This is a genomic window from Kitasatospora sp. NPDC002040 (assembly GCF_040296785.1).
Taxonomy (GTDB): Bacteria; Actinomycetota; Actinomycetes; order Streptomycetales; family Streptomycetaceae; genus Kitasatospora.
The window spans coordinates 21,765-48,595 of record NZ_JBEOXV010000017.1 but is presented as its reverse complement, the minus strand read 5'-3'; the positions used below and the strand labels follow the sequence as shown (position 1 = coordinate 48,595).

Here is a 26,831-nt window from a genome sequence, read left to right as displayed (position 1 = left end):
CAGGTCAGGTGGGCCGGTACTCCGAGTGCGGTGTGGCCAGCGCCCATACGGCCTCGAAAGCCTGCCTGCACAGGGCGGCGGCCTGGGCCGAGGTGACTGTTTCGGTGCCGGTCCAGTCGCCGTTGCCGCTGAAGTGGTTGACGAGGAGGACGGTGTCGTCGAACAGCCAGAAGTCGTTGCCCGGCAGGCTCAGTCCGGTTGCCTCGCGGCGGGGCAGCCAGCGGACTTCCTCGCCGGCAGCAGCGTTGTGCTCCGCGGTAATGTCGTACTCGAAGCGGGTGTAGTCGCTGAGTGGCTCGGACACGATCCGTGCTCGGCGGACGGCGACACCGCGACCGGTGGCCTCCTTCACGAGGTCGCGCCACCCTTGGTAGGCGCTGTCGTCGATCAGCCCCTCGGAGCCGGCCTGCCACGCCTGGTAGGCCGGGTCGTCGAGCATGTAGCCGTCGCGCATCTCCAAGTGGACGGCTGACCGCTGGGCGGACCGGAACAGGTCCTCAAACGTCGGGTCCGCTGACACCGTTGACCTCCGGGAAGAACTGCATCATGCGTCGAGGAAATTCGATCACAGTCTCATGCCCGGGGATGTCCATCTGGGCCAACCTGTCCTGGTCCAGCATCTTCCAGCCCTGGATGACGTAGTTGTCGGTCCGGTCGTCGTAGTACAGGGTCGGCGAGCCCCCGTTGGGGGACTCGGGGTCCTTACCGAGCTTGTGCAGAGCCATCGTTGATCCTCCGTCACGTGAGCGTCGATCGTTGTGACAGAGCTTGCAGCAGCTCGTGCCGGGGGTGCCATGAACTTGCGCAGACTTGCGCGGCTCAGGCAGCGCCGAGCTTCGGGATCAGCTCGTCGAGCAGCTGCTCGACCTCGCCTGATCGATGCCCGAGGGCTCCGCACCGTCGCGGTGCGGAGCCCTCGGGCGTGGGCGGGGTCGGGTCAGAGCGAGAGCGAGATCTCGGTCGACTTGATCAGCGCGACCACGGCGGAGCCGGCGGCGAGGCCGAGGGCCTCGACGGCGTCCTTGGTGATGGCGGCGGTCAGCTCGCCGCCCTGGACGTCGACCTTGACGGAGCCCATGGCGCCGCCGGTGGCGACGTCGGTGACGGTGCCGGGGATCTGGTTGCGGATCGAGATGCCCTCGACGGGGGCGGTGGCGAGGGAGACCTCGGTCGACTTCACGAGGGCCTTCACCGAGGTGCCCTCGGCGATGCCGAGGTCCTTGACCGCGTCGGTGGTGATCGCGGCGGTGATGTCCTGACCGCCCGTCAGCCGGACCTTCACCGTGGACATGGCCTCGCCGGCCGTGACGGAGGTGACGGTGCCGGGGATCTGGTTGCGGATGCTCAGGCTCATGGAGTTACGCCTCACTCGGGTCGGTGGTGGAATCCGCGGCTTTCGGGCCGCCACCGGCCACGCTAGCCGGGTGAAAACGCCGCCGCAGCGGGCGCCTCGCATCCGCGAGGGAAAGCAGGGCCGGGGCATCGCATTTCTCGTTCGGTCGAACCTCATAAGAATGGGAAGCCGTGGTCCCCTCGTTTTGGGCCTTCCGACAAACGGTGCTGCGTGGTCATCCGATAAGACGATGCGCGGAATTGAAAATGCCTACTTTTCGCAGATGCGGTGCTGCGCCGTGGGTCAGGTCGTATGCGTGCTCGGTGTCAGCCCGGACACGGCCCGCTGCCGGGCGCAGTTCGGTCCGGAATTTCTTTCCTGGCATCATCACGGCGGTCAGGATTGGCGACGTGGCGGCCAGGGGTGGAAACCCGGGCCGACCCGCGAGGCGGTGGAGGAAATGGGGCTGGAAGTGGAAATGCAGGCGCCCGGACGGGTGAGCGGAACGGTCAGACGCGGCCGGCCGGGGCGTGCGGCCGCTGGATCTCCTCCGGGTGGGACGAGTGCCGTACGGCCTCCTCGTAGGCGACGGTGCCGCTCGCGACGAGGGAGTTGAGGCCCGCCTCCAGGGTGTGCATGCCGTCCCGGTGGCCGGTCGAGATCACGTTGCGGAGCTGGCGGGTCTTGCCCTCGCGGATCAGGTTGCGGATCGCCGGCGTGCCCACCAGCACCTCGAAGGCGGCCGCCCGGCCGCCGCCGATCCGGGGGACCAGCGCCTGGTTCAGGATGCCGACCAGGATGTGCGCCAACTGCAGCCGGATCTGCGGCTGTTGCTCGGCCGGGAACACGTCGACGATCCGGTCCAGCGTCTGCGCCGTGTCGTTGGTGTGCAGGGTGGCGAGCACCAGGTGCCCGGTCTCGGCGATGGTCAGGGCGGCGGCGATGCTCTCCGGGTCGCGCATCTCGCCGAGGAACAGGACGTCGGGATCCTCGCGCAGGGCCGAGCGCAGCGCGGCGGCGAACGAGTCGGTGTCGGTGCCGACCTCGCGCTGGCTGACCGCCGAGCGCTTGTGCGGGTGCAGGAACTCGATCGGGTCCTCGATGGTGAGGACGTGCGCCGACCGGTACGTGTTGACGTGGTCCAGCAGCGCCGCCAGGCTGGTCGACTTCCCCGACCCGGTCGGTCCGGTGACCAGCACGAACCCGCGCGGCAGGTCCGCCCACCCGGTGACCACCGGGGGGAGCCCGAGCTGCTCCGGCGACGGCACCTCGAACGGGATCATCCGCAGCGCCAGCGCCGAACTGCCGCGCTGCACGAAGGCGTTGCCGCGCAACCGGGCCCGCTCCCCCCAGCTGAACGCGAAGTCGACCTGCCGCTCCCGGCGGAACCGGTCCGTGAGCTCCCCGCCCAGGACCCCGGTCACCAGGCGGTCGACCTCGGGCTCGGTCAGCGGGGCCCCCTCGACCGGTCGCAGGGCGCCGTCGACCCGGAGGAACGGCGCCGCTCCGGCGGTGAGCAGCAGGTCGCTGCCGCCCCGCGCCCACAGCTCGCCGAGCAGGTGGTCGATGACCGCGGAACCCGGACCCGGGGCGGTGTGCTCGCTCATGTCAGGACTCTCCACTGCTTGACGGTGCCGGCGTGCCCGTCGAAGGACACGGCGGCCTGGAGGAGCGGACCGGACAGCAGGTCGATCCGGGTGCCGCCGAGGTGTCCGGTCCCGCCGCCGCTCCCGGCGGTGACGGAGTAACTGATGGTCAGCCCGGCCAGTTGGGAGCTGTCGGTCAGGCCGCACGGCGCCAGGTCGATCCGGTCGGTCACCGGTCCGTCCGAACCCGAACGGACCGGCACGGCCAGTGCGTTGGCGGCGCCGGTGCAGGTGCTGCCGGTGAAGTCCACCGAGATCCCCACCGCCGCCACGTCGCCGCTCTCCCGGTGCGTCACCTGCAGCGCGACGTGGTCGAGCGGCCCGGTGCCGGCCGGTGCCGGCGGGGTGAAACCGCCGAGGGTGAGGGAGGCCCGTCCGCCGCCGGGGACGGTGGCGTCCGCGACGTCGACGGGTGCGCCGGGCGCCGGGGCCGTGAATCCGGTGGCCGCGGAGACCGACGCCGGTTTCGCGCTCACGGCCGGATAGGTGGTGAACTGCACCGGCTCCGGCGGGATGCCGATCACCGGGCGGAGGTATCCGGCGGCCGGGCTGATGCCCAGGGTGACGGTGCGGGCGATGATGCCGCGGGTGACCACCTGCGAGCCGACCTGACGCATCGCCAGGTCGACGGCGCCGGTCGGCGTGTAGACGGTGCCGTTGATCACCAGGCGGCTGCGGTCGGCGGCCGTGTCGGCGTCGGCGGTCGACTTCAGCACCGCGCAGCCGCTGCCCGTGGTGAGGCAGCCGGACAGGGCCCGGATGGACGGGGCCCGGAACACCAGGTCGAGCTCGACGCCGTCGAGCCGGGCGGTGGCGCCGGTACTGTCGGTGCCCAGCCCTGCCGCATAGTCGACCGTGAGCTCGGACAGCCGGCCGTCCTTGGCCACTCCGCAAGCGGTGAGGTCGACCAGGTCTACCCCGAGCGCTCCTTGACGGGTGGTCAGGGCGTGCTGGGCGTCGCAGGCAGTACCGGTGCCGGAGACGGTCAGCCCGACGGTCGGCGGAGCCGGGGTGGACGAGTCCTCCTGGTGGGAGACGCGCAGCAGCACCTTGTCGATCGCCGCCCCGGCGGGCAGCGGCGGCAGCGCGAACCCGCCGAGCCGGACCGATGCCGACGGGGTGCCCGCGGCGAGCGTCGCGGTCGAGACGGCGGCGTCGATCGCCAGCGCGTTCCGGGGGTCGGCGAACGCCGCTGCGGGGGAGGGCGAGGCGGTGGTGGGCCGGACCGTGACAGGGGGCCGCCAGGCCAGGTCCAGGGCGATCCCGTCGAGCTGGTCGGTGGCGCCGGTACTGCCCGGGCCGAGGGTGGCGGAGTAGGTCACGGCCAGGCCGGCCAGCCGGGTCGGGTCGGTCAGCCCGCAGGCGGCGAGGTCGACCGGGTCGACCCCGAGCGCTCCTTGACGGGTGGTCAGGGCGTGCTGGGTGTCGCAGGCGGTGCCGGTGCCGGAGACGGTCAGGACGACGGTCGGCGGCGGCCCTCCGGCGGCTCCGGGATCGTCGCGGTGCGCGACCTGCAGCACGACTCGGTCCAGGACCGAGCCGGGCGCCACCGCGCCGGTGTCGAAGCCGCCGAGGTCGATGGCGGCGGTCGGCGCGGCCGAACCGAGTACGGCCCGGGCCGTGCCGGTGCCGTCGACCACCTTGGCATCGCCCGGGGGAAGGAACGTCGTCGACGCCGCGCGCGTCGCCGGCCTGGGGGGCGGCGGGGTGTGGACCACCTCCAGCCAGATGCCGTCGAGCCGGTCGGCGGTGCCGGTACCGCCCGCGCCGAGGGCGGCGGTGTAGGTCGCGGTCAGGCCGGTCAGCCGGTCGGCGTCGGTGATGCCGCAGGCCTTCAGGTCGATCCGGTCGTCGCCCAGGTCGGTCCGCCGGGTGAGCGGCAGGCCGGTGCAACTGCCGCCGCCTCCGGCCGGGTTGACGGTGATCCGGGGCGCCGCCGCGGTGCCGGTCTCCTGGTGGGCCACCCGCAGGACGGCGGAGTCGACCCGCGACCCGGGCGGCAGCGGCGGCAGGCCGAACCCGGCCAGGGTGATCGACGCGGACGGGGCCGCCGGACCCGGCTCGGCGCGGGCCACCGCCGGGGTCGGCTGCTCGCCGATCTCCAGGGCACTGCCGGGGTCGGCGAACCCGGTCGACGCGGCCACCGAGGTCGGCTTGGACGTGGTCGGCGTGCGGTAGGCGACCTCCAGCCAGATGCCGTCCAGGCGTTCCGTCCCGGCGCTGCCGTCGGGATCGAGGGCGGCGGTGTAGGTCACCGTCAGACCGGCGAGCCGGGTCGGGTCGGTGAGTCCGCACGCGCCCAGCAGGTCGAGCGGCGGATCGGTGGCGAGCTCCGGGTGCCGGGGCAGGCTGTCGGTGCGGCAGGTGTCCCGGCCGACGGCGGTGGTGACCGCCACCGCACCGGGGGCGGTCAGGTCACCGTCGTCCTGGTGCCTGACGTGCAGCGTCGCGCTCGTGACCACCGAGCCGGGCGGCACCTGCGGGGTGAACCCGGCGAGCTGGAGCGAGGCCGATCGACGGTCCGTCGGTCCGAGGACGGCGTCGGCCGTGCAGCCCGAGGTGCCCGGGGCGCCCGACGGGTGCGGACACCCGGGCAGGGTCGGCCGTTCGCCGGAGGTCAGGGCCTGGGCCGGGTTGGCGAAGCCGGTGTCGGCGACCACCGCCGTCGCCGTCAGCAGGTGGGACGGCCTCGGCGGCTGGACTCCGTACACCGCCACCTGCTGCGCGTCCGGGGCCACCGGTGCGCACAGTTCGACCTGTCCGCGGTCGACCTGGAACCGGCTGCCGCCGCCCAGCACCACCTCGACGCCTTCGCGCCGGGTCCGGTCGCAGCCGCCCGGGTCGGGGACGGCCGGGCGGGCGGCGGCGCCGGGGTCCCAGCCCGCCGGGGTGCCGCCGACCACGCTGACGGTGGGGTCGCCGACGGTCCAGACCGCAGGGCCGCCGGTGAAGTCGAAGTCGAAGTAGTAGAGCCCCGGTTGCAGCCACACGACGACGTTCGGGCAGTCGCCGCCGGTGAGACGGGTGAGGGCGCGGGCGTCGTCGTAGGAGCCGGGCAGCAGGCGCACCAGCCAGGAACCGGGACCGGCGCTGGGAGCGGGGCACGCGGGCACCGTCCGCCGGACCGGGACGGCCGTGGCGGGCGGGGTGTAGTCCGGGTCCGCGCCCAGCACCGGGTCGGCGGGAGCCGGCGGGGTGTCGTTGGCGCAGCCGTGCGCGTACGGCGGCTGGGACGGCGGCAGTTGAGTCCGTGACACGGCGTCGGAGCAGGCTCCGACGGCGGACACGTCGCCCGTCACCGTCATCGAGGCGCCGGTGCCGGTGGTGATGTCGGAGTTGGAGAACACGCCTCCCTGCACGCGCAGGCCGGGCGCGGTCACGTGGATGCCGTCGCCGGTTGCCCGGCCCAGGCTGCGCAGCGCGTCCTGGGGCTGGGTCGGGCGGGTCGAGGCGGGGGACGCGTTGAGGGGATCGCAGTGGACCACCAGTTGCCGGCCGTTGAGCGGCGGAGCGGTGTAGTCGGTGCACGGGTTGCCGCGCGAGAAGTCGGCGATCGCGAGCTGGGTGGCGCCGTCCGCGCTGTAGGCCCGCCTGCCCTGGTCGGCGTACACGCCTGCGGCCTTCAGCGAGGTGCCGGCGAAGGCGAGGACCGACACGGCGATCAGGCTGAAGACGACGACGAAGGCCAGCGCGAGGACCAGGGTCGCGCCCTGTTCGTCCCCGCGAAAGCGGCGCGGGCGGCCGGTCATGACGCGCTCGATCGTCGGACGGCCGTGAGGGTCGTCGGGGGAGTGGCGGGATCGCTCCGCACGGTGAGTGTTACCTCCATGGGCGAGGTGCACGAGGTCTCGGCACCGCAGATCAGCGTCACCGGACGGGTCGGTGCGGCGCGGTCGAACCGGCCCAGCAGGGTGGTGACGACCCGTCCGTCGGTGCAGGTGGTCCGGTTGAGGGCGCCGGTCGGCGGGTCGTAGGTGTAGACGACGTCGGTGCCGGTCCGGCTCAGGTGGACGATCGCGTCGGTGGCGCCGCACCCGGGGGCGGTCGTGACGCTGTCCGAGCTCTGCACGTCGCCGTAGAAGTAGCGGTTCAGCGTGCCCGTCGCGCTGGTGGCGGCGATCCGGGTCTCGGTGCCTGCGGTGAACCGGAGGCCGAGGAGGAGCGCGTTCGGCAGCAGGACCGCGATGATGCCCACGATGACGATCGTGACCAGCAACTCGGTCAGGGTGAACCCCGACTCCGGGCGCCCGTTGGGCTGACGGATCGTCATGACGGCAGCACCGACTCCCTTTTGATCACTTCGAGGGTGGTGTCCCGGACGGGGTGCGGGCCGGTCGGGTGCACGGTGAGCGTCACCTTCTGCACCCCGGTGTCGGCGGCCGGGCAGCGCCGGGCGAACGCGCCCGTCCCGTCCCAGTACTCGACCTCGACGGTCACGGTGAACCCGGCCGGCGGCGTCGGCGTCCGGTAGCTCCCGGCGCAGGGCGCGTACGGGTCGCCGATGACCTTCTCGGCGGCGCTGCGCACGACCGAGTCGGCGCCGGTCACCTGCTGCTGCCGGGCCGAGCTGATGATCGCGGTGCCGATGCCCGCGAGGACGGCGACGAAGGCGATGCCGATCAGCGCCACGGCGACCAGGGCCTCGATCAGCGTCTCGCCCTCCTCGCCACGACGGGGCTGCGGGCGGCGGGCCGGGCCGGTCACTGGACGCCGACCTGGCTGTACACGCCGTAGATCGCGGAGAGCAGGGCGACGGCCACGAAGCCCACCACCACCCCGACCAGGATGACCACGGTGGGCTCGAACAGGCTGGTCAGCCGCTTGAGCTTGTGCTGGAGCTCCTTCTCGTAGAAGTCCGACACGTTCTCGAGCTGGTCGTCGAGCGTCCCGGTCTCCTCCCCGACCCGCATCATCTGGGTGACCGCCCCGGGGAACAGCCCGGTGCGGGCGATCGGCCGGGAGATGCCGCCGCCTTCGAGCATCTCCGTCCGGGCCGTCCCGATGGACCGTTCGTAGACCAGGTTGTTGGCGCCCGCGCCGGCCAGGCCGAGCGCCTCCGGTACGGGCACGCCGGCCTTGATCATCGAGGTCAGGATGCGGCAGAACCGTTCGATGACCATGAAGCGGACCACGTCGCCGAGCACCGGCACCGCCAGCAGGAACCGGTCGCGCAGCGCCCGTCCCCGCTCGGTCCGCAGGCCGGCCAGCAGGGCCGCGGTGAGCACGGCGAACCCGATCAGGAGGGCCGGGTACCAGGCCGCGACGAAGTCGGTGAAGCCCAGCAGGATCCGGGTCGGCAGCGGCAGTTCCGCGTGGAAGGACTCGAAGAACGCTTTGAAGCGCGGCAGCACGAAGACGACCAGGACCAGGATGACCGCGACGGCCAGACCCATCACCAGGGCCGGATAGGTCAGGGCGGACCGGACACTGCGCCTGGCCTCCACGTCGCGCTCGATGTAGCGGCCCAACTGGGCCATCACCAGGTCGAGTTCGCCGGTCGCCTCGGCCGAGCGGAGGACGGAGACGTAGAACGCCGGAAGTGCCCGGCGGTGGGCGGACATCGCGGTGGCGAAGCCTTCGCCGAACCGCAGCGAGTCCATCACGTCGGCGATCACCCGGCCCAGCTTCCGGTCCCTGGTCTCGGCCCGGATGATCTCCAGCGCGTCCAGGATGGGCACGCCGGCCCTGATGAAGGCGGCCATCTGGCGGGAGAAGTTGCTCAGTTCGACCAGGTCGACCTTCTCCGCGGTGAGTTCGAGCTGCAGCAGGCTGCGGCCGACGGCCTTGACCGACTGCACGTCGTAGCCCTGCCGGGTCAGGCTGTCGGTCACGCCGTCGACGCTGGAGCCCTTGAGCTCACCGGTGGCCCGCCTCCCGTCCGGGCCGAGCGCGACGTACTTGAAGGTGGCCATGCCGATGCACTCCTGTGGTCCGGGGGAGGGGTTCGCGCTGTCGGTGACGGGTCGTCAGGGGTCAGGCCACGTACACGCTGGACATGATCTCGGCGATGGTGGTGACGCCCTGCTCGACCAGCCGGACGCCGCCGTCCAGCAGGCTGTCCATGTGCTGCTCGCGGGCGGCCCGGCGCAGGCTGTGGATCGGCGCGTGCTCGACCAGCAGCCGCTTCACCGCGTCGCTCATCACCAGCAGTTCGAAGACGCCGATCCGCTCCTGGTAGCCGGTCCGGGAGCAGAAGTTGCAGCCCCGGCCCTGCCAGAATTCGGCGTCGGCGGACCCGCCGGCCTGGACGAAGAAGGCGAGTTCGTCCACGCCCGGCCGGTACGGCTCGCGGCACTGGTCGCAAATCCGCCGCACCAGTCGCTGACTGACCACGCCGGCGACGGTGGAGGTGATCAGGAACGGCTCGATGCCCATGTCGGCGAACCGGTGCAGCGCGGAGCAGGCGTCGGCGGCGTGGATCGACGACAGGACGAAGTGGCCGGTGAGCGCGGACTCGACCGCGATCCGCGCCGTCTCGGCGTCCCGGATCTCGCCGACCAGGATCACGTCCGGGTCCTGCCGCAGGATCGAGCGCAGCCCGGTCGCGAAGGTGATGCCCGCCTGGTCGTTGATCTGGATCTGGTTGACCGACGGGACGACGTACTCCACCGGGTCCTCGATGGTGGTGATGTTGCGCTCGCTCTGGTTCAGCTCGCCGAGGGTGGCGTACAGGGTGGTGGTCTTCCCGCTGCCGGTGGGCCCGGCGCAGGCGACCATGCCGTACGGGGAGCGCAGCAGGGCGGCGAACCGTTCGTAGGTGGCGGCGGGCATGCCGAGTTCGCCCAGCCGCAGCAGGGTGCGGTTGCTGTCCAGCAGCCGCAGTACGGCCTTCTCGCCCCAGATGGTGGGGCTGGTCGCGACGCGGATGTCGACCGACCTGCCGTCGATCCCGGTGGTGATCTGCCCGTCCTGCGGACGCCGCCGGTCGACGATGTTCATGTTGGCCATGATCTTGATCCGGCTGACCAGCGACGGGCCCATGCTCTCCGGCAGGCTGAGCACGTCGTGCAGCGCGCCGTCGATGCGGTACCTGACCCGGACCCGGTCGGCGTGCGGCTCGACGTGGATGTCCGATGCCCGGTCGCGCAGGCCCTGGGTCAGCATCAGGTTGACCAGGTGCACCACCGGTGCGTCCTCGCTCACCGCCCTGGCACCGGAGTTGGCGCTGCGGCCGGTCTCGGTCGCCTCGAAGGCCTCGACCAGGCTGCTGACGCCGGTCAGGGCCCGGTAGGCGCTGTCGATCGAGCGCCGGATGTCCGCGGGGGCCGCGATCGCCAACCGGACCTGGTCCGGTGCGACGGCCCGGCCGACCTGGTCGAGCACCCGCGGGTCGGCCGGGTCGCCGGCCGCGATCAGCAGGGTGTCCCCGGTCTGCTGCACGGCGACCACGCCGAGCGAGCGGGCCAGCGCCTCGGGCACCCGGGCGACCGCCTCGGGGTCGGGGCGGCTCTGGCGCAGATCGACCACCGGGAAGCCGAGTTGGACCGACAGTGCCTCGATCAGCGACCGCTCGTCGACCATGCCGAGCTCCACCAGCAGGGCGCCGAGCCGCTTGCCCGATGCCGCCTGCTGCAGCAGCGCCTCGTCCGTCTGCGCGGGGGTGAGCAGCCCGCGCTGCACCAGCAGCTCCCCGATCCGCGCCCCCGTCCGCTCCGGGGCCGGCGTCGCCGCGCGGACCGGTTCGGCTGCCGGTTCCGGTGCCGGGCTCGGTGCTCCGTCGAGCGGGAAGCCCTGCTCGCCCGCGCCGTCCGTCGTCTCCGCGCGGCGCCTGAGAAGCCGACGACCCGCCAACGAACCCACCCCCATGTCAGCTGCTGATTAGTCAGCGGGATACTACATCAGGCCCTCGGATCTGCGAGCCTGTCACCGGAGCGGGAACTCGCAGATGCAAACCCTTGCGGGCCTATCCCTGGCTACGTAGTCTACGGCTGATTACTCAGGCAGTTACTATCGCCCGGCGCCCCACCGGCGCCGGTCGCCGTAGGTAGATGGGGAAAGATGTTCACCAACCTGCAAGGCGCGCTGCGCCGACGCGCCCGCACCCGGAACGAGACGGCGGAAGCCGGCTTCACCCTGATCGAGCTTCTCGTGGTCATCGTGATCCTCGGCGTGCTGTCCGCCATCGTCGTCTTCTCCGTCCGCGGCATCAACGACAAGGGCCAGAGCGCCGCCTGCAAGACCGACAAGGCCACCATCCAGACCGCGGAGGAGGCGTACCTGGCCAGCGGCCGCGGCGGGTACGCCACCATGGCCGAGCTGGTGAGCGGCGGGTTCCTGTCCTCCCCCTCCACCTGGTACGACGCCGCTCCGACCCCCAACAGCAACACGTACGCCATCACGCCGGTGACCCCGGCCGCCGGCAGCCCGACGAACCCCTGCAGCTGATCCCGGGGAGTCCTCCCCGGACGTGACCCACCTGTGGTCGCCGGACGTCGAACTGGCCAGGTGGCAGCCCGATCGCCGCCTGGCCAACCGTCGTTGGCGGCCCGACCCGCCGCCGGTGTCGACCGGCCCGCACGGAACGGCAGCACTGCGCCCATGCCACCCGCACTCGTCGTGATCATCGGTCTGCTGGGACTCGCGGTGGGGTCCTTCCTCAACGTCGCGGTCTCCCGGGTGCTGGCCGGGCGCTCGGTGCTGCGGCCCCGCTCCGCCTGCCCGCACTGCGCCGTGCCGATCGCGGCCCGGGACAACATCCCCGTCGTGTCCTGGCTCCTGCTGGGCCGGCGCTGCCGCTCCTGCCGGGTGCCGATCCCGGTGCGCTACCCGCTGCTCGAGGCGCTCACCGCGATCCTGTTCGCGGCCGAGGCGCTGCGGTTCGGCCGGTCGGAGGTGCTGCCGGCCCAACTGGTCTTCACCGCAGGGCTGCTGGCCCTGGCCGCGTGCGACGCCGAGCACTTCCTGCTGCCCCGGCGGCTGATCTACCCCACGCTCGGCCTCACCGCCGCCTGCCTGCTCGCGGCCGCGGCGGCCACCGGCCAGTGGCAGCGCCTCGGCGTGACCGCGGCCTGCGGCGCCGGGGCGTTCGCCGTCTTCTTCACCCTGTACTGGGTGCGCCCGGCCTGGCTCGGATTCGGCGACGTGCGCCTGGCCGGCCTGCTCGGCACCGGGCTGGGCTGGCTCGGTCCCTCGCACCTCGTGCTGGCCGTCCTGGCCGGCAGCACCGTCGGATTGCTGGTGGGCACCGCACTCATCGCCTCGGGCCGGGCCACCCGCCGAACCAGGCTCCCGTTCGGGGTGTTCCTGGTCGCCGGTGCCATCGCCGCGATCCTGGCCGGCGCTCCCGTCGTCCACTGGTACGAGAGCCTGGGCGACCCGTACGCGACGGGTGCGCCCTTTGCCCCGGTCACCGGCGGGCCATGACCGCCGGGGTCGGCCGCCGACGCCTGTTCGCACCGGTTCCGGCCAGGGGTATGGGTCGGCACGGTGGCGATCCCTACCCTTGTTACCATGAAGGAACTTGATCTCCCACTGGCCGAGTGGATCGTGCTCGCGCTCATGGCCGAAGGGCCGAGCCACGGCTTCGCCATCGCCACCCTCACCGCGGAGAACGCGGACATCGGCGAGTTCTGGTACGTCTCCCGCCCGATGGTCTACCGGTCGATCACGCGGCTGGTCGAGCGCGAACTGATCACGCCGGTCGGCGCCGAGGAGGGCAACCGCGGCCCGCAGCGCATGGTCTACGCCGCCACCCGCTCGGCCAAGACGACGGTCACCCGGTGGCTCAGCGAACCCGTGACCGAGCTGTTCGACGTCCGGGCCGACCTCACCTGCAAGCTGTTGCTGCTCCAGCGCCGGGACACCAGCCCGGCCCGCCTGATCGAGCGTCAACGGGTCGTCATCGACGAGATCGAGGAGTCGCTGCGCGCGAAGGAGGACGCCGCCGGCGACCACCTGTCCCGGGCGATCTACGCCTGGCGGCTGGAACACGTCCGCGCCGCCCGCCGGTTCCTCGACGCCGTCGACGTCGGCGCAGGGCAGGTGGCGGCCAAGACCGGCTGACGTCACGCCCGTGGTCGTCCTTCCTCGGCAACCACGTCACCGCCCCGCGCGGGACGTGCAATCCGACCGGCAGCAGCCGGAACGACCACGGCGGACGAGACCCCGGCACCCCCACCCGTGCGACCGGCCGCAGCGCCGGCAGCCGCACGGACCGCTCGACGGCGGGGGTGCACCGACGAGCAGGGCTCGGCGATCGCGTCACCGCGATCGCCGAGCCCTCATCTCGTTCCGGCCTCCGGCCGGAACCGGCCGTCGGTTACGGCACCTCGAGGACGGTCTCGCAGGAGCCGCCGACCGAGATCGCATCCGTGCCGGGGAGCACCGGACCGCCGTTGGCGTCGCCGGCGCAGACGTCCGCACCGCTGCCGCCCGCGAGGGTGTCGCCGCCGGCGCCGCCGACCACGGTGTCGCCGCCGTTGCCACCCGAGAGCGCGTCGTCGCCGGCGCCGCCCTGGAGGATGTCGTTGCCGTCGCCACCGCTGACAGCGTCGTTGCCGTCACCGGCATCGACGTAGTCGGCACCGGTGCCGGCCGACACGGCGTCATTGCCGCCGAAGGTGCAGATCGTGTCGTTGCCGCCGTTCCCGCTGACGCTGTCGTTCCCGTTGCCGGTCACGATCACGTCGGCGCCGCTGGTGCCGGTCACGCCCCCGTTGCCGGTGATCGTGGCGGCGAGCCCGCGGCAGCCGGCCGTGACGGTGATCGTCACGGTCGCGACATTGGATTCGTTCGTGGCGTCGGTCGCCTTGTAGCTGAAGCTGTCGCTGCCGACGTACGCGCTGCCGGGCTGGTAGCTGAACGAGCCGTCAGGGTTGAGCGCGAGGGTGCCGTGCGCCGGTCCGGTGACCACCGACGCGGTCAGCGGGTTGCCGTCGGGATCGGCGTCGTTGCCGAGCACACCAGGAGCACCGACGACGAGCGGGGTGTCCGCCCCGACCTGGCCGTAGGAGTCGTTCGCGGCCGTGGGCGGCCGGTTCGTCGTGTTGAGCAGCACCGACGCGTCGTTGACGTACGTGGCCGAGCCGTTGCTGTTGGCCGTGGCGACATCGAGGCGTCCGTCGCCGTTGAGGTCGGCCACCGCGGTGGCCTGCGGGTTGCGACCGCCGTTGAGGCCGAAGGCGATCGGGCTGCCGAAGGCGCCGGTGCCGTCACCCTCCAGCACCACGACCTCGTTCGAGTCGGCGCTGGAGACGACCAGGTCGGTGCGGCCGTCGCCGTTCAGGTCGGCCACCGACACGGAGCTGAGGTTCGTCCCGGCCGACAGGACGTTCGCGGTGCCGAAGCCGCCGGCGCCGTCGCCGAGCAGCACGGCTGCGCGCCCCGGCGAGCCGGTGGCCAGGACGATCGCGTCCGCGTCGCCGTCCGCGTTGACGTCGGCGAGCCTGACCCTGGACGGCAGCGTCACACCGGCCGGGACGCTCGACGGCGTGCCGAAGCCCCCGGTGCCGTCGCCCAGGAGCACGGAGAGCGCGCCGGTCGAGGAGTTGGCGGTGACCAGGTCCGGGTGGCCGTCGCCGTCGAGGTCCGCCGCGGCGATGTCCTGCGGGGCGGCGCCCAGGGCGAGTTGGGTTGCGGTGCCGAAGGTGCCGTCGCCGTTGCCGAGCACCACCGAGGCGTTGTTGGTGTTCGCGTTGGACGTGGCGAGGTCCGGCTTGCCGTCCCCGTTGAAGTCGCCCACGGCGACGTCGGTCGGGAAGCGCGCGATGCACGGGTTGTCGCCGGTGGTGTCGCACCCGGGTACCGGGTTGAGCTGCACCTTCGTCCCGGCGGAGAGGGTGCCGTCGCCGTTGCCGAGCCACACCAGGGCGACGTTGCCGCGCGAGTCGTGGCTGATCACGTCCTGGTGGCCGTCGACGTTGACGTCGCGGACGGTCGCGGAGCCGAGGAAGACGCTCGAAACGGTGCGCGGCGCCGCGTACTTGGTCACCGTGCCGAAGCCGCCGGAGCCCGAGCCGAGGAAGACGCCCAGGCCCTCGGCCCGGATCGCCGTCACCAGGTCGGGCTTCCCGTCGTTGTTGAGGTCGCCGATCGCCACGGCGGAGCTGCCGCGGCCGTTGTCGTCGAGGTTCACCGCCGTGGCGAAGGCGGTGGGTTCGGCGCCGACCGCCGAGGCCGGGCTGCCGGCCAGGACGACGGTCGCCAGCGCGAGGGCGAGGGCCGGGACCCGGCGGGACCGACCGCGCGTGAGCGCGAGCGAGCGGCCGTCCGGCATGAGGTACCGACGTGCTGATCTGCCCATGGATGAGGCCCCTCCCAGGGCCTGGGGAACGCGAGTTGGTGACACACGTCGGCGGTGCGACCGCCGGCGTGCGGAGGGTGGAGGACCGCCGACGCGGGTCGGCGGTCCGGATCGCTCAGGTCCTAGTAGCCGTAGGCGGCGAGCGTCGACTGGATCGGGTTGCTGCTGTCCCACTTGTTGTTGAACAGGTCGTCCCAGGCTGCTGCCGCGCCGGTGTTGCCGCCGCTCAGGGCGACGCCGTACTGCTCGATCTCCCCGTAGCCGGAGTACGCGCTCGAATCGACGTCGGTCCAGGTGTTGGGGTCGTTGCCGGTGGTTCCGCTCAGCGAGCTGGAGCTCCAACTCACGTGCATGATGTTGGACTTGGCGACCAGGCCGAGCTGGGTGTTGCCACCGGCGTTCGCCGTGACCGCGCCACGCACCTGGCTGATCCCGGACTCCAGGCGGACCTTGCACGCCGTGCCCGCACTGTCGCACGCGTTCCCGGTGAACACGTTCTGGCCCACGCCGCTGGCGACCCAGGAGAACCCGTTCTGGATCAGTGCCTGCTTGGACGCCGCACCGAACGGCGCGGAGGCCGGGTCGGCGACCGCGATCCGGTGCCCGCTCGTGCCGAGCCAGCTCACCACCCCCGACATCGTGGTGGGGGCACCGCCGGTGACCGCCGCCGCGTCGCACCGGGGCGACTGCGCCTTGCCGTTGCCACTGCCGTTGGCGTCCGCGCCGAACGCCAGCGGCGGGCTCCCGGCGTTCGACGGGTCGTCACCCTTGGTCGAGCCGGCCCAGCTGCCGCTGCAGCTGTAGATCGCCAGGTGCCCGATGGCCACGGCGTGCCTGCTCGACACCAGGCCGTTGCACTCGACGCTCCCGCTCGCGGTACAGGTGCCCCCGTCCGAGACCGGGATCACCGCGTCCACGTTGGTCGCGTCCGCGGACAGGAACGCGTCGATGTGCAGCGGACCGTCGACGCAGTTGTTCGACACCGACGGATTGCAGGTGGTGTACGGGCCCGCGCTCTTGAGCTGCTGGCGCAGGCTGCCCGAGGTGATCCCGCGCATCGTCGACGTGTCGATGGCCGGCTTGTTCCAGAACCCGCCGACCTGGGACGCGGCGTTCGCGCTGAAGGCGGTGAACGACTCGAGCGACTCGATCGTCCCCTTCATCTCCCGCAGTGCGGGGTACATGTTGTTGGCGACGCCGACCTGCGCGTTCGTGCTGGCCAGTGCTGCCGGTGACGCGACGGCGATCAGCGCCGTCGCGAGGGCCCCCACTGCGAACGCGGTCCGGATCCGGCGCAGCGCGGTGCGGGCGGTGTTCGGGGCGCTCCAACTGCGCCTCGACCTGGGTTGCATCTGTTGCTCCTCGTCGATTCGGGTGGCGGCGGCCGTCGGACGGGCGCTCTGCGGATGGGATCGGGCCACATCCGAACTGCCCTGGCATCTGCGAGCCTTCCTGGCACGACAGCGCCGCACATGCCTAGATGGTGGCCACTCCGGGGCCCAGTAGTCAATGGTTGACAACCCTGTCGGCGGTGGATCTAATGCACGTATCCAGCCTGCAGCGGGGCCGGCGGCCGACGGTCGTCGGTCCGTTGCCATGCGCACGGAAGGGGCTGGCGGCACGATGGGCAGAGGCGTGAGATGGCACTGTTGAGCAGACTGTCGGGTTCGCGCGTGGCCAGGTGGAGCGCGCTGGTGCTCGGGGCGGCCGTGGTGGCGCTGGCCGTCGTGGCTCTCGTCCGCGACGGGTCGGACGCGGCCGCCGAGGCCCAGCGGTCCGACCCCGCATGGTGCACGCCGGGCACCCAGCGCAGCGCGCTCTGCCCGCACGGCAAGGAGTTCGAGCCGAAGGAGTACGCCACCCACGGCGACGCCTTCGAGTGCGTCAACTTCGCCAGTCAGGCGGACGCCCAGGCGGTGCTGCGGGCCAACCCGGAGGACCCGAACCACCTCGACGACGAGGGTGGCGGCGTCGCCTGTCGCGGGCTGCCGGCACCACGCGACACCAGACCGGTCATCCGCACCGTCGAGCCGGGGACGTGCGACCCCGGCGACCCCCGGAGCGCACGCTGCCCGCAGGCCGAACGGCCCTTCGACGCACGGTACTTCCTGCGCTTCGGGACCGACGCCTACGACTGCCAGGACTTCGCCAGCCAGGCCGACGCGCAGGCCGTCCTGCGGTTCGGTCCGGCCGACCCGAACCGCCTCGACAGCGACCGGAACGGCGTCGCCTGCCCGGACCTGCCGGCCCCGAAGGACGTCAAGCCCGTGCGGCGGGCGACCCCGTGACGCGGCGAGGCCTCGCACCCGCGCCGAACGTGAACCATCGATCGAAGGAAACCCCGACTGCCATGACACCGGACCACCGCCTGTCCTCGCTGCGCGCCAGACGCCAGGACGGCTTCACCCTCGTCGAGTTGCTCGTGGTCATCGTGATCCTCGGCGTGCTGGCCGCCATCGTGGTGTTCTCGGTCCGGGGGATCGGCGACAAGGGCCGCAAGAGCGCGGCCGCCGCGGACGCGGCCACGCTGCGCACGGCGGAGGAGTCCTACTGCGCGAAGTACGGCCGGTACGGGACGGTCGACGACCTGAGGACCGCCGGGCTGCTGACCGGTGAACCGGCCTACACCATGCTGACGGTCGGTACGGAGAACAAGTGCGGTCGGGGCGAGCGGTCGTCGTTCGTGCTGTACGACACCACCACCGCGACGCAGCGCGACGCGGACGCCGTACCGGTGGGTCAGAATCCGGCCGACATCGCCGTCGACGAGAAGGCCGACCGAGTGTACGTCGCGGCCACCGGCAGCAACAGCGTGACCGTGGTCGACGGCCGGACCAACACGCAGATCGGCGCTCCGATCGACCTGGCCGGCACCGTGTCGAGTCCGACCCGGATCGCGGTCAACCCCGGAACGGGCCAGGTCTACGTCGGGGGGACGGGCGGCGTCGCGGTCATCGACACCGCCGACGCCAACCGGGTGACCCGCGTCAGCGGATTCAGCACGACCGTCTCCGGGCTCGCCGTCTCGCCCGAGAACGGCGACGTCTACGTCGTCGGCGGTGTGGCCGGCTCCTCGGCGGTGGCCTACATCGCGGCCGGCGGCACGTCAGCGACACCGATCCCGCTGCCCGTTGCCGGAGTCGTGCCCGTGGGCACGGGCACGGAGTTCTCCTTCGACCCCGTGCACCACGCCGTGTACCTGACGAAGGGGAACCTCGGCACCGGTGACAGCGAGGCGGCCGGCCTCGGCGTCTTCAGCATCAACGCGCAGACCCATGCCGCCACCGTCCTGGCGCGGTTCCCGACCAAGGGGACCTGCGGCCCCGGCACCGGGGTCGTCCTGCTGGCCAACAGCGCCCGTGGCACCATCGCCGTCGATCCCGGCCGGAACCTGGTCTACCTGCTCGCCAAGCGGTGCGTCCCGAACCCGGCGAATCCCTCGGGCGCGTGGAAGCCCGTCGCGACGACGATCGTCATCAACCCCGTCGACGGCAGTTCGACCACCGTCGACGACCTGGTGGGAACGCCCTACACGCCCATGACCGCGGTCTACAACCCGGTGGCGGGGGCGGTCTACGTCCACCTCGACGGCGGGACGAACTGCGGTACCGCAGGGGGCCGGGTCGACCGGATCACCGGCACCACCGTCACCGGACAGGCGCCGGTCTGCGGAGTGACGACCGCCCTCGGGAACCAGGCGCACCGGGCCGCCGTGCTGAAGAACTTCAACCGGGTCTTCGTCGCCCAGCTGAGCGTCGGCGGCAAGCAGGGCGGGGTCGGAGTGGTCGACGGCGGCACGCTCCTGACGCAGGCTCCGCTCGGCTTGTCCAGCCAGTTCGGCGCGCTGGCCGTGAACAACACCACGGCGAAGCTGTACGCGGTCGATCCGGGGGCCGGAACCCTCTCGGTCTTCCGGACGGGACCGGCCTAGGACAATGTCGGAGCAGACGCGCAACACCAGTAATGGTCCGGTTCGCCGTACCGCCGCCGCCGCTGTCGTCGGTGTGATCGCGGCGATCGCACTGACCGCGTGCGGCGGCGGAGACGGCCCCCCGGAGCACCCGTTCGACGTCGCGCCGTACGTCCGGCAGGGGCATGTGGTCGACTGCGGTGCCTTCACCTCCCAGGCCGACGCGCAGGCCGTGCTGCGGGCGGACGCGCTCGACCCGAACGCACTCGACCGGGACGGCGACGGCATCGCCTGCCCGGACCTCCCCGGTCCCAAGGACAGGAAGGCGGTCCACCGCGACTTCATGACCGACGTGGACGGCGCACCGGTCGCCGAGCCGCTCAAGTCGCCATCGGCCCGGTAGTGCCGAGCGCTTAGGGGCCGGGGCGCGGGGCGGAGATGGTGCACCGTCAGGCGAAATCCCGTGGTACTCCACGATGGACGGCGTACGTGCCGAACACGAACGATGACCGGAGCGAAAGAACGGCCTTCGCTGTCCGCTCGGAAAGGCATCCGATGTCCGCACGCCCCGCTCCTGCTCGCCATTGCTCCGACGTTGCCGATGGCGGCAGGAACGACACGGTCCTGTTCGGGATCGCCTGACGGGCCGAATCACCTCGGCAGTGGTTGAGCCGCTGTGCGGGACTGTTCGGAAGGCGACGAACCTCACCTGGATGTGCGCCGGGTGCGCACCATTTTCGTCGGTTCACAGAGTCTCCACATCTGCTGCAACTACCGTTACCCTGTCGGAAGTTACACCGGGGGCTGCCTTCCCTGCGGGTGCCTTGTGCGACAAATCGGATGGTGAATCAGGGATTGACTCCGACGGCGGACCCTGGGCACCATGATGATCATTGAAGTTTGCCGTGGTCGAGAGCCCCCTCACTCCAGACCCGCGTTGCAGGTTTTCCGCAACTGATGCTAGGTACGAGGGGGCATGGTGGGGACCACTTACCCGACTCCGGCGGAGTCGGACGTCCGCCGACGGCGGCCGGTTTTCCGGCGGCTGCACAGCAACATCCCGGCCGAGGGGGATTTCGTCTCCGCAGGGGGATTCCCAAGGGGTGAAGAGCGCCCAATTGTCTGTCCGGAACACGACATTGAGGCCGGTCGGCCCCGGTCGGTCCGAGCGGACTGGTTCCGCTCATGACCGAGACCCGGATGAACATCGCACTGATCGGCGCAGGCCCTCGCGGTCTGACCGTACTGGAACGGCTCTGTGCCAACGAGCGGGCCGACCCCCGCCCGTACCCCCTGACGGTCCATCTGGTCGACCCGAACCCGCCCGGGGCGGGCGGGGTCTGGCGCACCGACCAGTCGCCGCACCTGTTGATGAACACGGTGTCCTCCCAGGTGACCGTCTTCACGGACGCCAGCGTGCGGATCGACGGGCCGATCGAGCCCGGACCGAGCCTGTACGAGTGGGCGCGTTCCCGACCCGGAGCCGAGGCAGCGGCGCTCACCGGGGTGGCGGACCCGCAGCCGGACTCCTATCCCACCCGGGCGTTCTACGGCGCGTACCTGCGGGCCATGTTCCGGCGCGTGTCGGAGCAGGCACCGGACCACGTCACGATCCAGGTCCACCCCGGCCGGGCGGTGGCCCTCACGGGGGACCCGGTACAGCAGATCATGCTGGCCGACGGGAGCACGATCGACGGACTCGACGTCGTGGTGCTGGCCCAGGGGCACCTGCCGACCGTACTCGCGCCGGAGGAGCGGCAACTGGCCGAGGAGGCGGCCGAACTGGGCCTGCGCTACCTGCCGCCTTGCAACCCGGCCGACGCCGACCTGGGCGGCATCGGGCCGGGCGAGCACGTCCTGCTGCGCGGCCTCGGACTGAACTTCTTCGACTACCTGGCGCTGCTGACGCAGGGCCGGGGCGGTTCCTTCACCCGCGAAGGCGGCCGACTGGTCTACCACGCCTCCGGCAACGAGCCCGTGCTGTACGCGAGTTCGCGACGCGGACTGCCGCACCAGGCGCGCGGGGAGAACCAGAAGGGTGCCCACGGCCGCTACTTCCCGCGGCTGATCACGACCGACCTGGTCACCCGGCTGCGACGGCGGGACACTCCGCTGGACTTCCGCGCCGAGCTCTGGCCGCTGATCGCCCGGGAGGTGGAGAGCGTGTACTACGGCGCACTGCTCGACTCCCATGACCGCCCGGCCGACCGGGCGCCGTTCACCGAGCTCTACCTGGCGGCGGACAGTGCCGGGCGGCGGGCCGAACTGCTGCACGCGTACGGCATCGACCCGGCCCACCACTGGGACTGGGACCGGCTGGACCGGCCTTACGCGGACCGGGAGTTCGGCGACCGGTCGCAGTTCCGGTCCTGGCTGCTGGACTACCTGGCCGAGGACGTCCGGGCGGCCCGGGCCGGCAACCTCCACGGCCCGCTGAAGGCGGCCCTGGACGTGCTGCGCGACCTGCGGAACGAGATCCGGCTCGCGGTCGACCACGGCGGACTGAGTGGTGCCTCCCACCGCGAGGACCTGGAGCGCTGGTACACGCCGCTCAACACCTTCCTCTCGATCGGCCCGCCCGCCGACCGGATCGAGCAGATGGCCGCACTGATCGAGGCGGGCGTCCTCGAACTCACCGGCCCCGCAACCACGATCGGCATCGACGCCGACCGGAGCACCTTTCTCGCCCGCTCCGAGCGGGTGCCCGGCCCGCCGGTCCTGGCCACGGTGCTGATCGAGGCCCGGCTGCCCGAGCCCGACCTCCGGCGCACCGCCGACCCGCTGTTGCGGCAGTTGCTGAGCACCGGTCAGGTCGCGCCCTACCGGATACCGGGCGCCGGCGGCCACGAGACCGGGGGCGTGCACGTGACCGACCGCCCGTACCGCGTGGTCGACGCCGAAGGGCGGGCGCACCCCAGACGGTTCGCCTTCGGTGTCCCCACCGAGGGCGTGCACTGGGTGACCGCGGCCGGCATCCGGCCCGGGGTCGACTCGGTGACCCTGGGCGACTCCGACGCGATCGCCCGCGCCATACTGTCGCTCCGACCCGTGGAGCACGAGGCAGTCGACATGATGGGAGCCGACGCGTGACACCCGAGACCTTGCCGCCCGAAGCCGAGGCGGACACCGGACTGCTCTCCCCGGTCCGGGCCGGCACCCCGGTCGAGGCGGCGGTCGGGGACCGGGCCTGGCTGCAGGCGATGCTGGACGCCGAAGCCGCGCTGGCCCGGGCCCAGGCGGGACTGGGGGTCGTACCGAAATGGGCGGCCGAGGCCATCACGGCCGCCGCCCGGGTCTCGAACTTCGACGTCCGCGCGCTGGCACTGGCCTCCCGGGAGACCGCCAACCCCGTGGTCGGCCTGGTCCGGGCCCTGACCGCGGTGGTGGCCGCGCAGCACCCGGAGGCGGCGGAGTACGTCCACTCCGGCTCGACCAGCCAGGACATCCTGGACACCGGGGCGATGCTGGTCTCGGCCCGGGCCCTGCGGATCATCCGGGCGGACCTGCACCGGGTGGCCGAGGTGCTCGGGCAGCTGGCCGCCACCCACCGGTCCACGCCGATGGCCGGACGGACCCTGGCGCTCCAGGCCGTACCGACCACCTTCGGCCTGAAGGCGGCCGGCTGGCGGCAGTTGGTGCTGGACGCGGACCGCAGGCTGGCGCTGGTCGAGGAGTCCGGCCTGCCGGTCTCGCTGGGCGGCGCGGCCGGCACCCTGGCCGGGTACCTCGAGTACGCCCGCGCCGCCGACCCCGCCACCGAGGTCGATCCGGGCGGCTACCTGGACAGCCTGCTGGCCGCCTTCACCGCCGAGACCGGACTGGCCACGCCGGTCCTGCCCTGGCACGCGCTGCGGACGCCGATCGCCGATCTGGCCGCCGCGCTCGCGTTCACGGCCGGCGCGCTCGGCAAAATCGCGGTGGACGTGCAGACCCTCACCCGGACCGAGGTCGGCGAGGTGTTCGAGCAGCCGGTCACCGGCCGCGGCGCGTCCTCCGCCATGCCGCACAAGCAGAACCCGGTGCTCTCGACCCTGATCCGCAGCGCCGCGCTCCAGGTCCCGGTCATCGCGGCCGGCCTGACCCAGTGCCTGATCAGCGAGGACGAACGCTCGGGCGGGGTCTGGCACGCCGAGTGGAGCCTGCTGCGGGAGGCGCTCAGGCTGACCGGTGGCGCCGCGCACACGGCGGTGGAGCTCGCCGACGGTTTGCAGGTACGGCCCGAACGGATGGCCGCCAACCTCGCCCTGACCGGTAGTCAGGTCGTCTCCGAGCGGATCTCGGCCGTGCTCACCCCCCGGTTCGGCCGGGCGGCCGCCCGCGCGCTGTCCACCCGGGCGGCGGCCACCGCCGCCACCACGGGACGCAACCTCGCCGAGGCGCTGGCCGAACTCCCCGAGCTGGAAGGCGTCTTCACCGCCGCCGAGCTGACCGGGCTGTGCCGCCCGGAGGGGTACCTCGGGATGGCCGAACCCCTGGTCGACCGGGCCCTGCGCACCGGCCCCGCGGCCACCGGCTGACCCAGGTCAGTGCTGCCGCACCCGGCGCAGGAAGGGGACGGCGAGGGCGAACCAGCCGATGGCGAGCAGCCAGCCGCCCGCCACGTCGAGGGGCCAGTGCACGCCGAAGTAGATCCGGGTGAGGCCGACGGCCGCTGCCAGCGCCATCAGGGCGAGGGCGGCGGCCGTCGCCCGTCGGCGCCGTACGGTCTGCACGACCGCCCAGCCGAGCAGGGCGGCCGCGAGTGCGGCGGTGAAGGCGTGCCCGGACGGAAAGGCGTACCCGCCGGGCGAGGCCCGGACCCAGTCGGACATCGGCGGGCGCGGCCTGGCGAAGGCCTCCACCAGGGCCCGGCGCAGCAGCTGGCCGAGCGCCAGCACCAGCACGGGCGCGCAGGCCCGGGCGAGCCGCCGCCCTACCGGGGCGGGGTCGCGCGCCAGCAGGAGGCCGGCCGTGACGGCCGCGGCGTAGGGCGGGACACCTGTGCCCAGATCGGTCACCGCTCCGGCGATCCGCACGGCCAGGCCCGGCCGGAGGTCCAGGACCCAGGCGTGCAGGGCCGCCTCCGCCGGGTACGGACGCCAGCCGTGCCGGGCCAGCAGGACGGCGAGCACGCCGAACAGCGTCAGTGCGACACCCGCGACGAGCACCGGCGGGCGGGCTCGTAGGAGTCTCACGGAGCGCCTCTCGTCGTCGGAGCGACCGCCGCGCCCCATGGTGTCTACAACAGTGTAGACAGTGTGGGTGGGTGGGCTGCTGCGACCGACCCCCGTACAGTGAAGGCAAGGCAAGCCTAATAACGGGGTGGATGCGTGATGGTGGAGGACGGCCGGGACGTCAGGCGTCCGAACGGCGAGCTGGTGGCGGAGGTGCTGGCGGTGCTGTGGGCGGCGGACGGGCCGCTGACGCCGCATCAGGTGAACGCGGCGGTCGGCCGGGGGCTGGCCAGGACGACGGTGGCCACCATCCTGGCCCGGCTGCACGAGAAGGGGACGCTGGTGCGGGCCCGCTCGGGCCGGGGCTACGCCTACGCCGCCGCCGACGACGCGGCCGGTCTCGCGGCCGGCCGGATGCGGCGCGAACTGGAGCGCGAACCGCAGCGCGACCTGGTGCTGAAGCGCTTCGTGTCCTCGCTCTCCGAGGGCGACGAGGACGTGCTGCGGCGGCTGCTGCTGGAGTCCGGGGACGGCGCGTGAGTTTGGCCCTGGCCGTGGTCGTGCTGGCGCTGCTGCTCCCCTGGGGCGCGGTGGCGGCCGCCCGCAGGCTGGCCGCGCCACTCCCGCCGCGCGAGGCGTGCGCGGCCCTGGCCGGCGCGGCCGTCCTGCTCGCGGGCGGCACGGTGGCGGCGCTGGTGGGCCTGTTCCACGTGCCGTTCCTGGCCCTGCTCGAACACCTCCCACCGGCGCGGGTGGTGGAGCGGTGGCCCGCCGCCGTACCGGTCTCGGCTGCCGCCGGGGCGGTACTGGGGCTCCAAGCCGTCCTGCTGGCCCGGCGCCTGCACCGGCACCGTTCGCTGCTCGCCCGTGGCTGGGCCTCGGTCGGTGACGCGGTGGCCGACGGCGACCTGCTGGTGCTCCCCGAGCCGGAGCCGGAGGCGTTCGCCCTGCCGGGGCGGCGCGGCCGGGGCGGCCGGGTGGTCGTGACGGCGGGCATGCTCGGTTCTCTCGGCCCGGCCGAGCGCGAGGTGCTGCTCGCGCACGAGCGGGCCCACCTGACCGGCCGTCACCACCTGTTCTCGCTGGCCGTCCAGCTGGCCGCCGCGATCCACCCCGCGCTGCGGACGCTCCGCCCGGCCCTGGACTTCCACCTGGAGCGGTGGGCCGACGAAGCCGCCGCGGCCGCCGTGGGTGACCGCCGCCTGGCCGCCACCGCGATCGCCCGGGCCGCCCTCGCGGGCGCTGCCGCCCGCCCGGCCCGAGGTCCGCTGCTCGCGGTGGGCACGGGCCCGGTGCCCCGCCGGGTCGGGGCGCTGCTGCGACCGGTACCGGTCCGGCCACGGGCCCGCCGGGCCCGGGCGGCGGCCACCGGCTGGGCGGCCGGCGTGTCGGTGCCCGCACTGCTGGCTCCGGCGCTGGCGTACGGGCTGCACGAGTACGTGGAGTCCGCCGCCGCAGCGGTGCTGGCCCGCTGAGCACCCGGGCGACGACACCGGTGTAGACCGATCACCGGACCACCCGTAAGGTGAGCCTGGGCTGACTTCGCGCGCCGGCAGGCGCGGAGCACCGCGAGAGCACGGGGCCGTCTCGGCGGCCGGTGCGGCGCGGGCCGGGGGGTGCTGTTCCCCTCCCGTTGATTGGAAGCGATGTGTACAACCGGAGAAGCGGGTCCTCGGCGACCTCCGAGCAGACCGTGCACCTGCTGGCGGCGGCCGGCCGGGCGGTGGACGCGATGATGGCCGAGCGGCTGGAGCAGCACGGGGTCGGCCCGGTCCACCAGGCGGTGCTGGAGGCGCTGGCCGCACTGGGGCCGCACGCCCGAAGCGATCTCGCCGCGCAGGTCGAGCTGCCGGAGGCCGAGGCCCTGCGGGTGGTCGACGAGCTCCTGGTGCTGGGTCTGGTGCAGGCCATGGTGGTCAACATCGGCGGCCGGCACGAGGTGGTCGCTCTCACCCCGGCGGGGGAGGACGCGCTGGCGGAGGCACAGGCGGTGCAGGACGACGTCCTGCCGGTGCAGGAGCTCCTGCTGGCGTCCCTGACCAGGGGCGAGCGGACCCAGCTGCACTACCTGCTGCGGCGGGTCTGCGCCGCCGCCACCCGCAGCGGCTGGATCCCGCCGGCACCGTGACGGGCCGGCCGCCGCCGCCCCCGCGACTACGCCGGCCTGAGGACGACCGAGTTGATGGGCGACAGGTTCTCCACCTCGTGCTCGCCCGGCTGCACGTAGACCCGTACGGTCCCGGTGCCGTTCCACCCCTCGCGGAGTTCGACCTTCCACTGGTCGGTCTGGTTGTTGAAGACGATGTGGTTCCCCTCCTGGTAGCTGAGGTTGTAGGCCCCCTCCCAGAAGATCAGGTCCGGGTGGCCCCCGTTCCACCCCTTGTCCTGTGCGTAGATGCAGGCCGCCCCGGCCGGGCAGCCCTGGTAGCTGTCCGTCGCCTGGGCCGGGCCTGCCGTCAACACACCGGTTGCCAGGGTCATCATCCCGGCGGCCGCCACTGCGGCGAGCCTCGTTCCGATCGACCTGCCACCGTCAGTTCCTGCCGAA

The 26,831-nt window shown here is 72.7% G+C and carries 24 protein-coding genes; 11 read left to right on the top strand and 13 right to left on the bottom strand.

The window, feature by feature from the left end:
- Positions 1–4 precede the first annotated feature (4 nt).
- From ABT118_RS27440 to ABT118_RS27400, 9 genes are all read right to left on the bottom strand, one after another.
- Positions 5–454 (bottom strand): DUF6879 family protein, encoded by a 450-nt coding sequence (locus ABT118_RS27440; protein ID WP_350674556.1) that lies wholly within the window; start codon positions 452–454, stop codon positions 5–7.
- A gap of 43 nt (positions 455–497) precedes the next feature.
- The gene (locus ABT118_RS27435; protein ID WP_350674553.1) at positions 498–725 is read right to left on the bottom strand and encodes a hypothetical protein; all 228 of its coding nucleotides are present in this window, start codon (positions 723–725) and stop codon (positions 498–500) included.
- Positions 726–937: 212 nt separating this feature from the next.
- Positions 938–1,354 carry a TOBE domain-containing protein gene (locus ABT118_RS27430; protein WP_350674551.1) on the bottom strand — a complete coding sequence of 139 codons (417 nt, stop codon included), beginning with the start codon at positions 1,352–1,354 and terminating at the stop codon, positions 938–940.
- 488 nt (positions 1,355–1,842) lie between these two features.
- Positions 1,843–2,940 (bottom strand): type IV pilus twitching motility protein PilT, encoded by a 1,098-nt coding sequence (locus tag ABT118_RS27425; protein ID WP_350674549.1) that lies wholly within the window; start codon positions 2,938–2,940, stop codon positions 1,843–1,845.
- Entirely contained in the window at positions 2,937–6,728 is a 3,792-nt protein-coding gene (locus ABT118_RS27420; protein WP_350674545.1) for a hypothetical protein, read from the bottom strand. The genes ABT118_RS27425 and ABT118_RS27420 overlap by 4 nt, the downstream gene beginning before the upstream one ends.
- A complete protein-coding gene (locus ABT118_RS27415) occupies positions 6,725–7,249 on the bottom strand; it encodes a type II secretion system protein (RefSeq protein WP_350674541.1) in 525 nt (174 codons plus the stop codon). The genes ABT118_RS27420 and ABT118_RS27415 overlap by 4 nt, the downstream gene beginning before the upstream one ends.
- Positions 7,246–7,683 (bottom strand): type IV pilus modification PilV family protein, encoded by a 438-nt coding sequence (locus tag ABT118_RS27410; protein WP_350674537.1) that lies wholly within the window; start codon positions 7,681–7,683, stop codon positions 7,246–7,248. The genes ABT118_RS27415 and ABT118_RS27410 overlap by 4 nt, the downstream gene beginning before the upstream one ends.
- The gene (locus ABT118_RS27405) at positions 7,680–8,891 is read right to left on the bottom strand and encodes a type II secretion system F family protein (RefSeq protein WP_350674534.1); all 1,212 of its coding nucleotides are present in this window, start codon (positions 8,889–8,891) and stop codon (positions 7,680–7,682) included. The genes ABT118_RS27410 and ABT118_RS27405 overlap by 4 nt, the downstream gene beginning before the upstream one ends.
- A 61-nt stretch (positions 8,892–8,952) precedes the next feature.
- A complete protein-coding gene (locus ABT118_RS27400; RefSeq protein WP_350674531.1) occupies positions 8,953–10,770 on the bottom strand; it encodes a GspE/PulE family protein in 1,818 nt (605 codons plus the stop codon).
- Between the two features lie 207 nt (positions 10,771–10,977).
- Here ABT118_RS27400 and ABT118_RS27395 point away from each other — a divergent pair, with 207 nt between their 5' ends.
- From ABT118_RS27395 to ABT118_RS27385, 3 genes are all read left to right on the top strand, one after another.
- Positions 10,978–11,364 (top strand): competence type IV pilus major pilin ComGC, encoded by a 387-nt coding sequence (locus ABT118_RS27395; protein WP_350674526.1) that lies wholly within the window; start codon positions 10,978–10,980, stop codon positions 11,362–11,364.
- Positions 11,365–11,517: 153 nt separating this feature from the next.
- A complete protein-coding gene (locus ABT118_RS27390) occupies positions 11,518–12,342 on the top strand; it encodes a prepilin peptidase (RefSeq protein ID WP_350674523.1) in 825 nt (274 codons plus the stop codon).
- Positions 12,343–12,429: 87 nt separating this feature from the next.
- Positions 12,430–12,981 (top strand): PadR family transcriptional regulator, encoded by a 552-nt coding sequence (locus tag ABT118_RS27385; protein ID WP_350674520.1) that lies wholly within the window; start codon positions 12,430–12,432, stop codon positions 12,979–12,981.
- Between the two features lie 256 nt (positions 12,982–13,237).
- On the opposite strand, the gene ABT118_RS27380 is transcribed toward ABT118_RS27385, so the two are convergent.
- Together ABT118_RS27380 and ABT118_RS27375 are read right to left on the bottom strand one after the other, a co-directional pair.
- A complete protein-coding gene (locus ABT118_RS27380; RefSeq protein WP_350674517.1) occupies positions 13,238–15,220 on the bottom strand; it encodes an FG-GAP-like repeat-containing protein in 1,983 nt (660 codons plus the stop codon).
- A 122-nt stretch (positions 15,221–15,342) separates the two neighbouring features.
- Complete coding sequence (locus tag ABT118_RS27375) at positions 15,343–16,572, bottom strand: type 2 periplasmic-binding domain-containing protein (RefSeq protein WP_350674515.1); 1,230 nt, start codon at positions 16,570–16,572, stop codon at positions 15,343–15,345.
- A 321-nt stretch (positions 16,573–16,893) separates the two neighbouring features.
- Here ABT118_RS27375 and ABT118_RS27370 point away from each other — a divergent pair, with 321 nt between their 5' ends.
- The 5 genes from ABT118_RS27370 to ABT118_RS27350 all read left to right on the top strand — a co-directional run bounded on the left by ABT118_RS27370 (position 16,894) and on the right by ABT118_RS27350 (position 23,647).
- Positions 16,894–17,508 (top strand): hypothetical protein, encoded by a 615-nt coding sequence (locus ABT118_RS27370; RefSeq protein ID WP_350674512.1) that lies wholly within the window; start codon positions 16,894–16,896, stop codon positions 17,506–17,508.
- A gap of 62 nt (positions 17,509–17,570) precedes the next feature.
- Positions 17,571–19,151: a prepilin-type N-terminal cleavage/methylation domain-containing protein gene (locus ABT118_RS27365; protein WP_350674509.1), complete on the top strand. Its 1,581-nt coding sequence runs from the start codon at positions 17,571–17,573 to the stop codon at positions 19,149–19,151.
- Positions 19,152–19,155: 4 nt separating this feature from the next.
- The gene (locus ABT118_RS27360; RefSeq protein ID WP_350674506.1) at positions 19,156–19,533 is read left to right on the top strand and encodes an excalibur calcium-binding domain-containing protein; all 378 of its coding nucleotides are present in this window, start codon (positions 19,156–19,158) and stop codon (positions 19,531–19,533) included.
- Positions 19,534–20,315: 782 nt separating this feature from the next.
- Positions 20,316–22,220, top strand: coding sequence for an FAD/NAD(P)-binding protein (locus ABT118_RS27355; RefSeq protein WP_350674501.1), 1,905 nt, complete (start codon positions 20,316–20,318; stop codon positions 22,218–22,220).
- A complete protein-coding gene (locus ABT118_RS27350; protein WP_350674498.1) occupies positions 22,217–23,647 on the top strand; it encodes a nitrosuccinate lyase in 1,431 nt (476 codons plus the stop codon). The genes ABT118_RS27355 and ABT118_RS27350 overlap by 4 nt, the downstream gene beginning before the upstream one ends.
- A gap of 6 nt (positions 23,648–23,653) precedes the next feature.
- Here ABT118_RS27350 and ABT118_RS27345 read toward each other — a convergent pair whose 3' ends face one another.
- Positions 23,654–24,304: a phosphatase PAP2 family protein gene (locus ABT118_RS27345; RefSeq protein WP_350674495.1), complete on the bottom strand. Its 651-nt coding sequence runs from the start codon at positions 24,302–24,304 to the stop codon at positions 23,654–23,656.
- A 138-nt stretch (positions 24,305–24,442) separates the two neighbouring features.
- Between ABT118_RS27345 and ABT118_RS27340 the strand changes: the two genes are divergently transcribed.
- The 3 genes from ABT118_RS27340 (at position 24,443) to ABT118_RS27330 (ending at position 26,411) form a co-directional block, all read left to right on the top strand.
- Positions 24,443–24,823: a BlaI/MecI/CopY family transcriptional regulator gene (locus tag ABT118_RS27340; RefSeq protein WP_350674491.1), complete on the top strand. Its 381-nt coding sequence runs from the start codon at positions 24,443–24,445 to the stop codon at positions 24,821–24,823.
- Positions 24,820–25,758: a M48 family metalloprotease gene (locus ABT118_RS27335; protein WP_350674489.1), complete on the top strand. Its 939-nt coding sequence runs from the start codon at positions 24,820–24,822 to the stop codon at positions 25,756–25,758. Before ABT118_RS27340 ends, ABT118_RS27335 begins: the two co-directional genes overlap by 4 nt.
- Positions 25,759–25,931: 173 nt before the next feature.
- Positions 25,932–26,411: a MarR family winged helix-turn-helix transcriptional regulator gene (locus tag ABT118_RS27330; protein WP_350674485.1), complete on the top strand. Its 480-nt coding sequence runs from the start codon at positions 25,932–25,934 to the stop codon at positions 26,409–26,411.
- 26 nt (positions 26,412–26,437) lie between these two features.
- On the opposite strand, the gene ABT118_RS27325 is transcribed toward ABT118_RS27330, so the two are convergent.
- Complete coding sequence (locus ABT118_RS27325; protein ID WP_350674483.1) at positions 26,438–26,767, bottom strand: hypothetical protein; 330 nt, start codon at positions 26,765–26,767, stop codon at positions 26,438–26,440.
- Positions 26,768–26,831 lie beyond the last annotated feature (64 nt).

Bases quoted from the DNA above. Each gene is read 5' to 3' on its own strand.
- ABT118_RS27380 (WP_350674517.1), bottom strand. From the start codon at position 15,220: ATGGGCAGATCAGCACGTCGGTACCTCATGCCGGACGGCCGCTCGCTC.
- ABT118_RS27435 (WP_350674553.1), bottom strand. From the start codon at position 725: ATGGCTCTGCACAAGCTCGGTAAGGACCCCGAGTCCCCCAACGGGGGC.
- ABT118_RS27325 (WP_350674483.1), bottom strand. From the start codon at position 26,767: ATGATGACCCTGGCAACCGGTGTGTTGACGGCAGGCCCGGCCCAGGCG.
- ABT118_RS27355 (WP_350674501.1), top strand. From the start codon at position 20,316: ATGACCGAGACCCGGATGAACATCGCACTGATCGGCGCAGGCCCTCGC.
- ABT118_RS27415 (WP_350674541.1), bottom strand. From the start codon at position 7,249: ATGACGATCCGTCAGCCCAACGGGCGCCCGGAGTCGGGGTTCACCCTG.
- ABT118_RS27395 (WP_350674526.1), top strand. From the start codon at position 10,978: ATGTTCACCAACCTGCAAGGCGCGCTGCGCCGACGCGCCCGCACCCGG.
- ABT118_RS27340 (WP_350674491.1), top strand. From the start codon at position 24,443: ATGGTGGAGGACGGCCGGGACGTCAGGCGTCCGAACGGCGAGCTGGTG.
- ABT118_RS27360 (WP_350674506.1), top strand. From the start codon at position 19,156: ATGTCGGAGCAGACGCGCAACACCAGTAATGGTCCGGTTCGCCGTACC.
- ABT118_RS27430 (WP_350674551.1), bottom strand. From the start codon at position 1,354: ATGAGCCTGAGCATCCGCAACCAGATCCCCGGCACCGTCACCTCCGTC.
- ABT118_RS27390 (WP_350674523.1), top strand. From the start codon at position 11,518: ATGCCACCCGCACTCGTCGTGATCATCGGTCTGCTGGGACTCGCGGTG.
- ABT118_RS27375 (WP_350674515.1), bottom strand. From the start codon at position 16,572: ATGCAACCCAGGTCGAGGCGCAGTTGGAGCGCCCCGAACACCGCCCGC.
- ABT118_RS27365 (WP_350674509.1), top strand. From the start codon at position 17,571: ATGACACCGGACCACCGCCTGTCCTCGCTGCGCGCCAGACGCCAGGAC.
- ABT118_RS27440 (WP_350674556.1), bottom strand. From the start codon at position 454: ATGCGCGACGGCTACATGCTCGACGACCCGGCCTACCAGGCGTGGCAG.
- ABT118_RS27385 (WP_350674520.1), top strand. From the start codon at position 12,430: ATGAAGGAACTTGATCTCCCACTGGCCGAGTGGATCGTGCTCGCGCTC.
- ABT118_RS27425 (WP_350674549.1), bottom strand. From the start codon at position 2,940: ATGAGCGAGCACACCGCCCCGGGTCCGGGTTCCGCGGTCATCGACCAC.
- ABT118_RS27420 (WP_350674545.1), bottom strand. From the start codon at position 6,728: ATGACCGGCCGCCCGCGCCGCTTTCGCGGGGACGAACAGGGCGCGACC.
- ABT118_RS27405 (WP_350674534.1), bottom strand. From the start codon at position 8,891: ATGGCCACCTTCAAGTACGTCGCGCTCGGCCCGGACGGGAGGCGGGCC.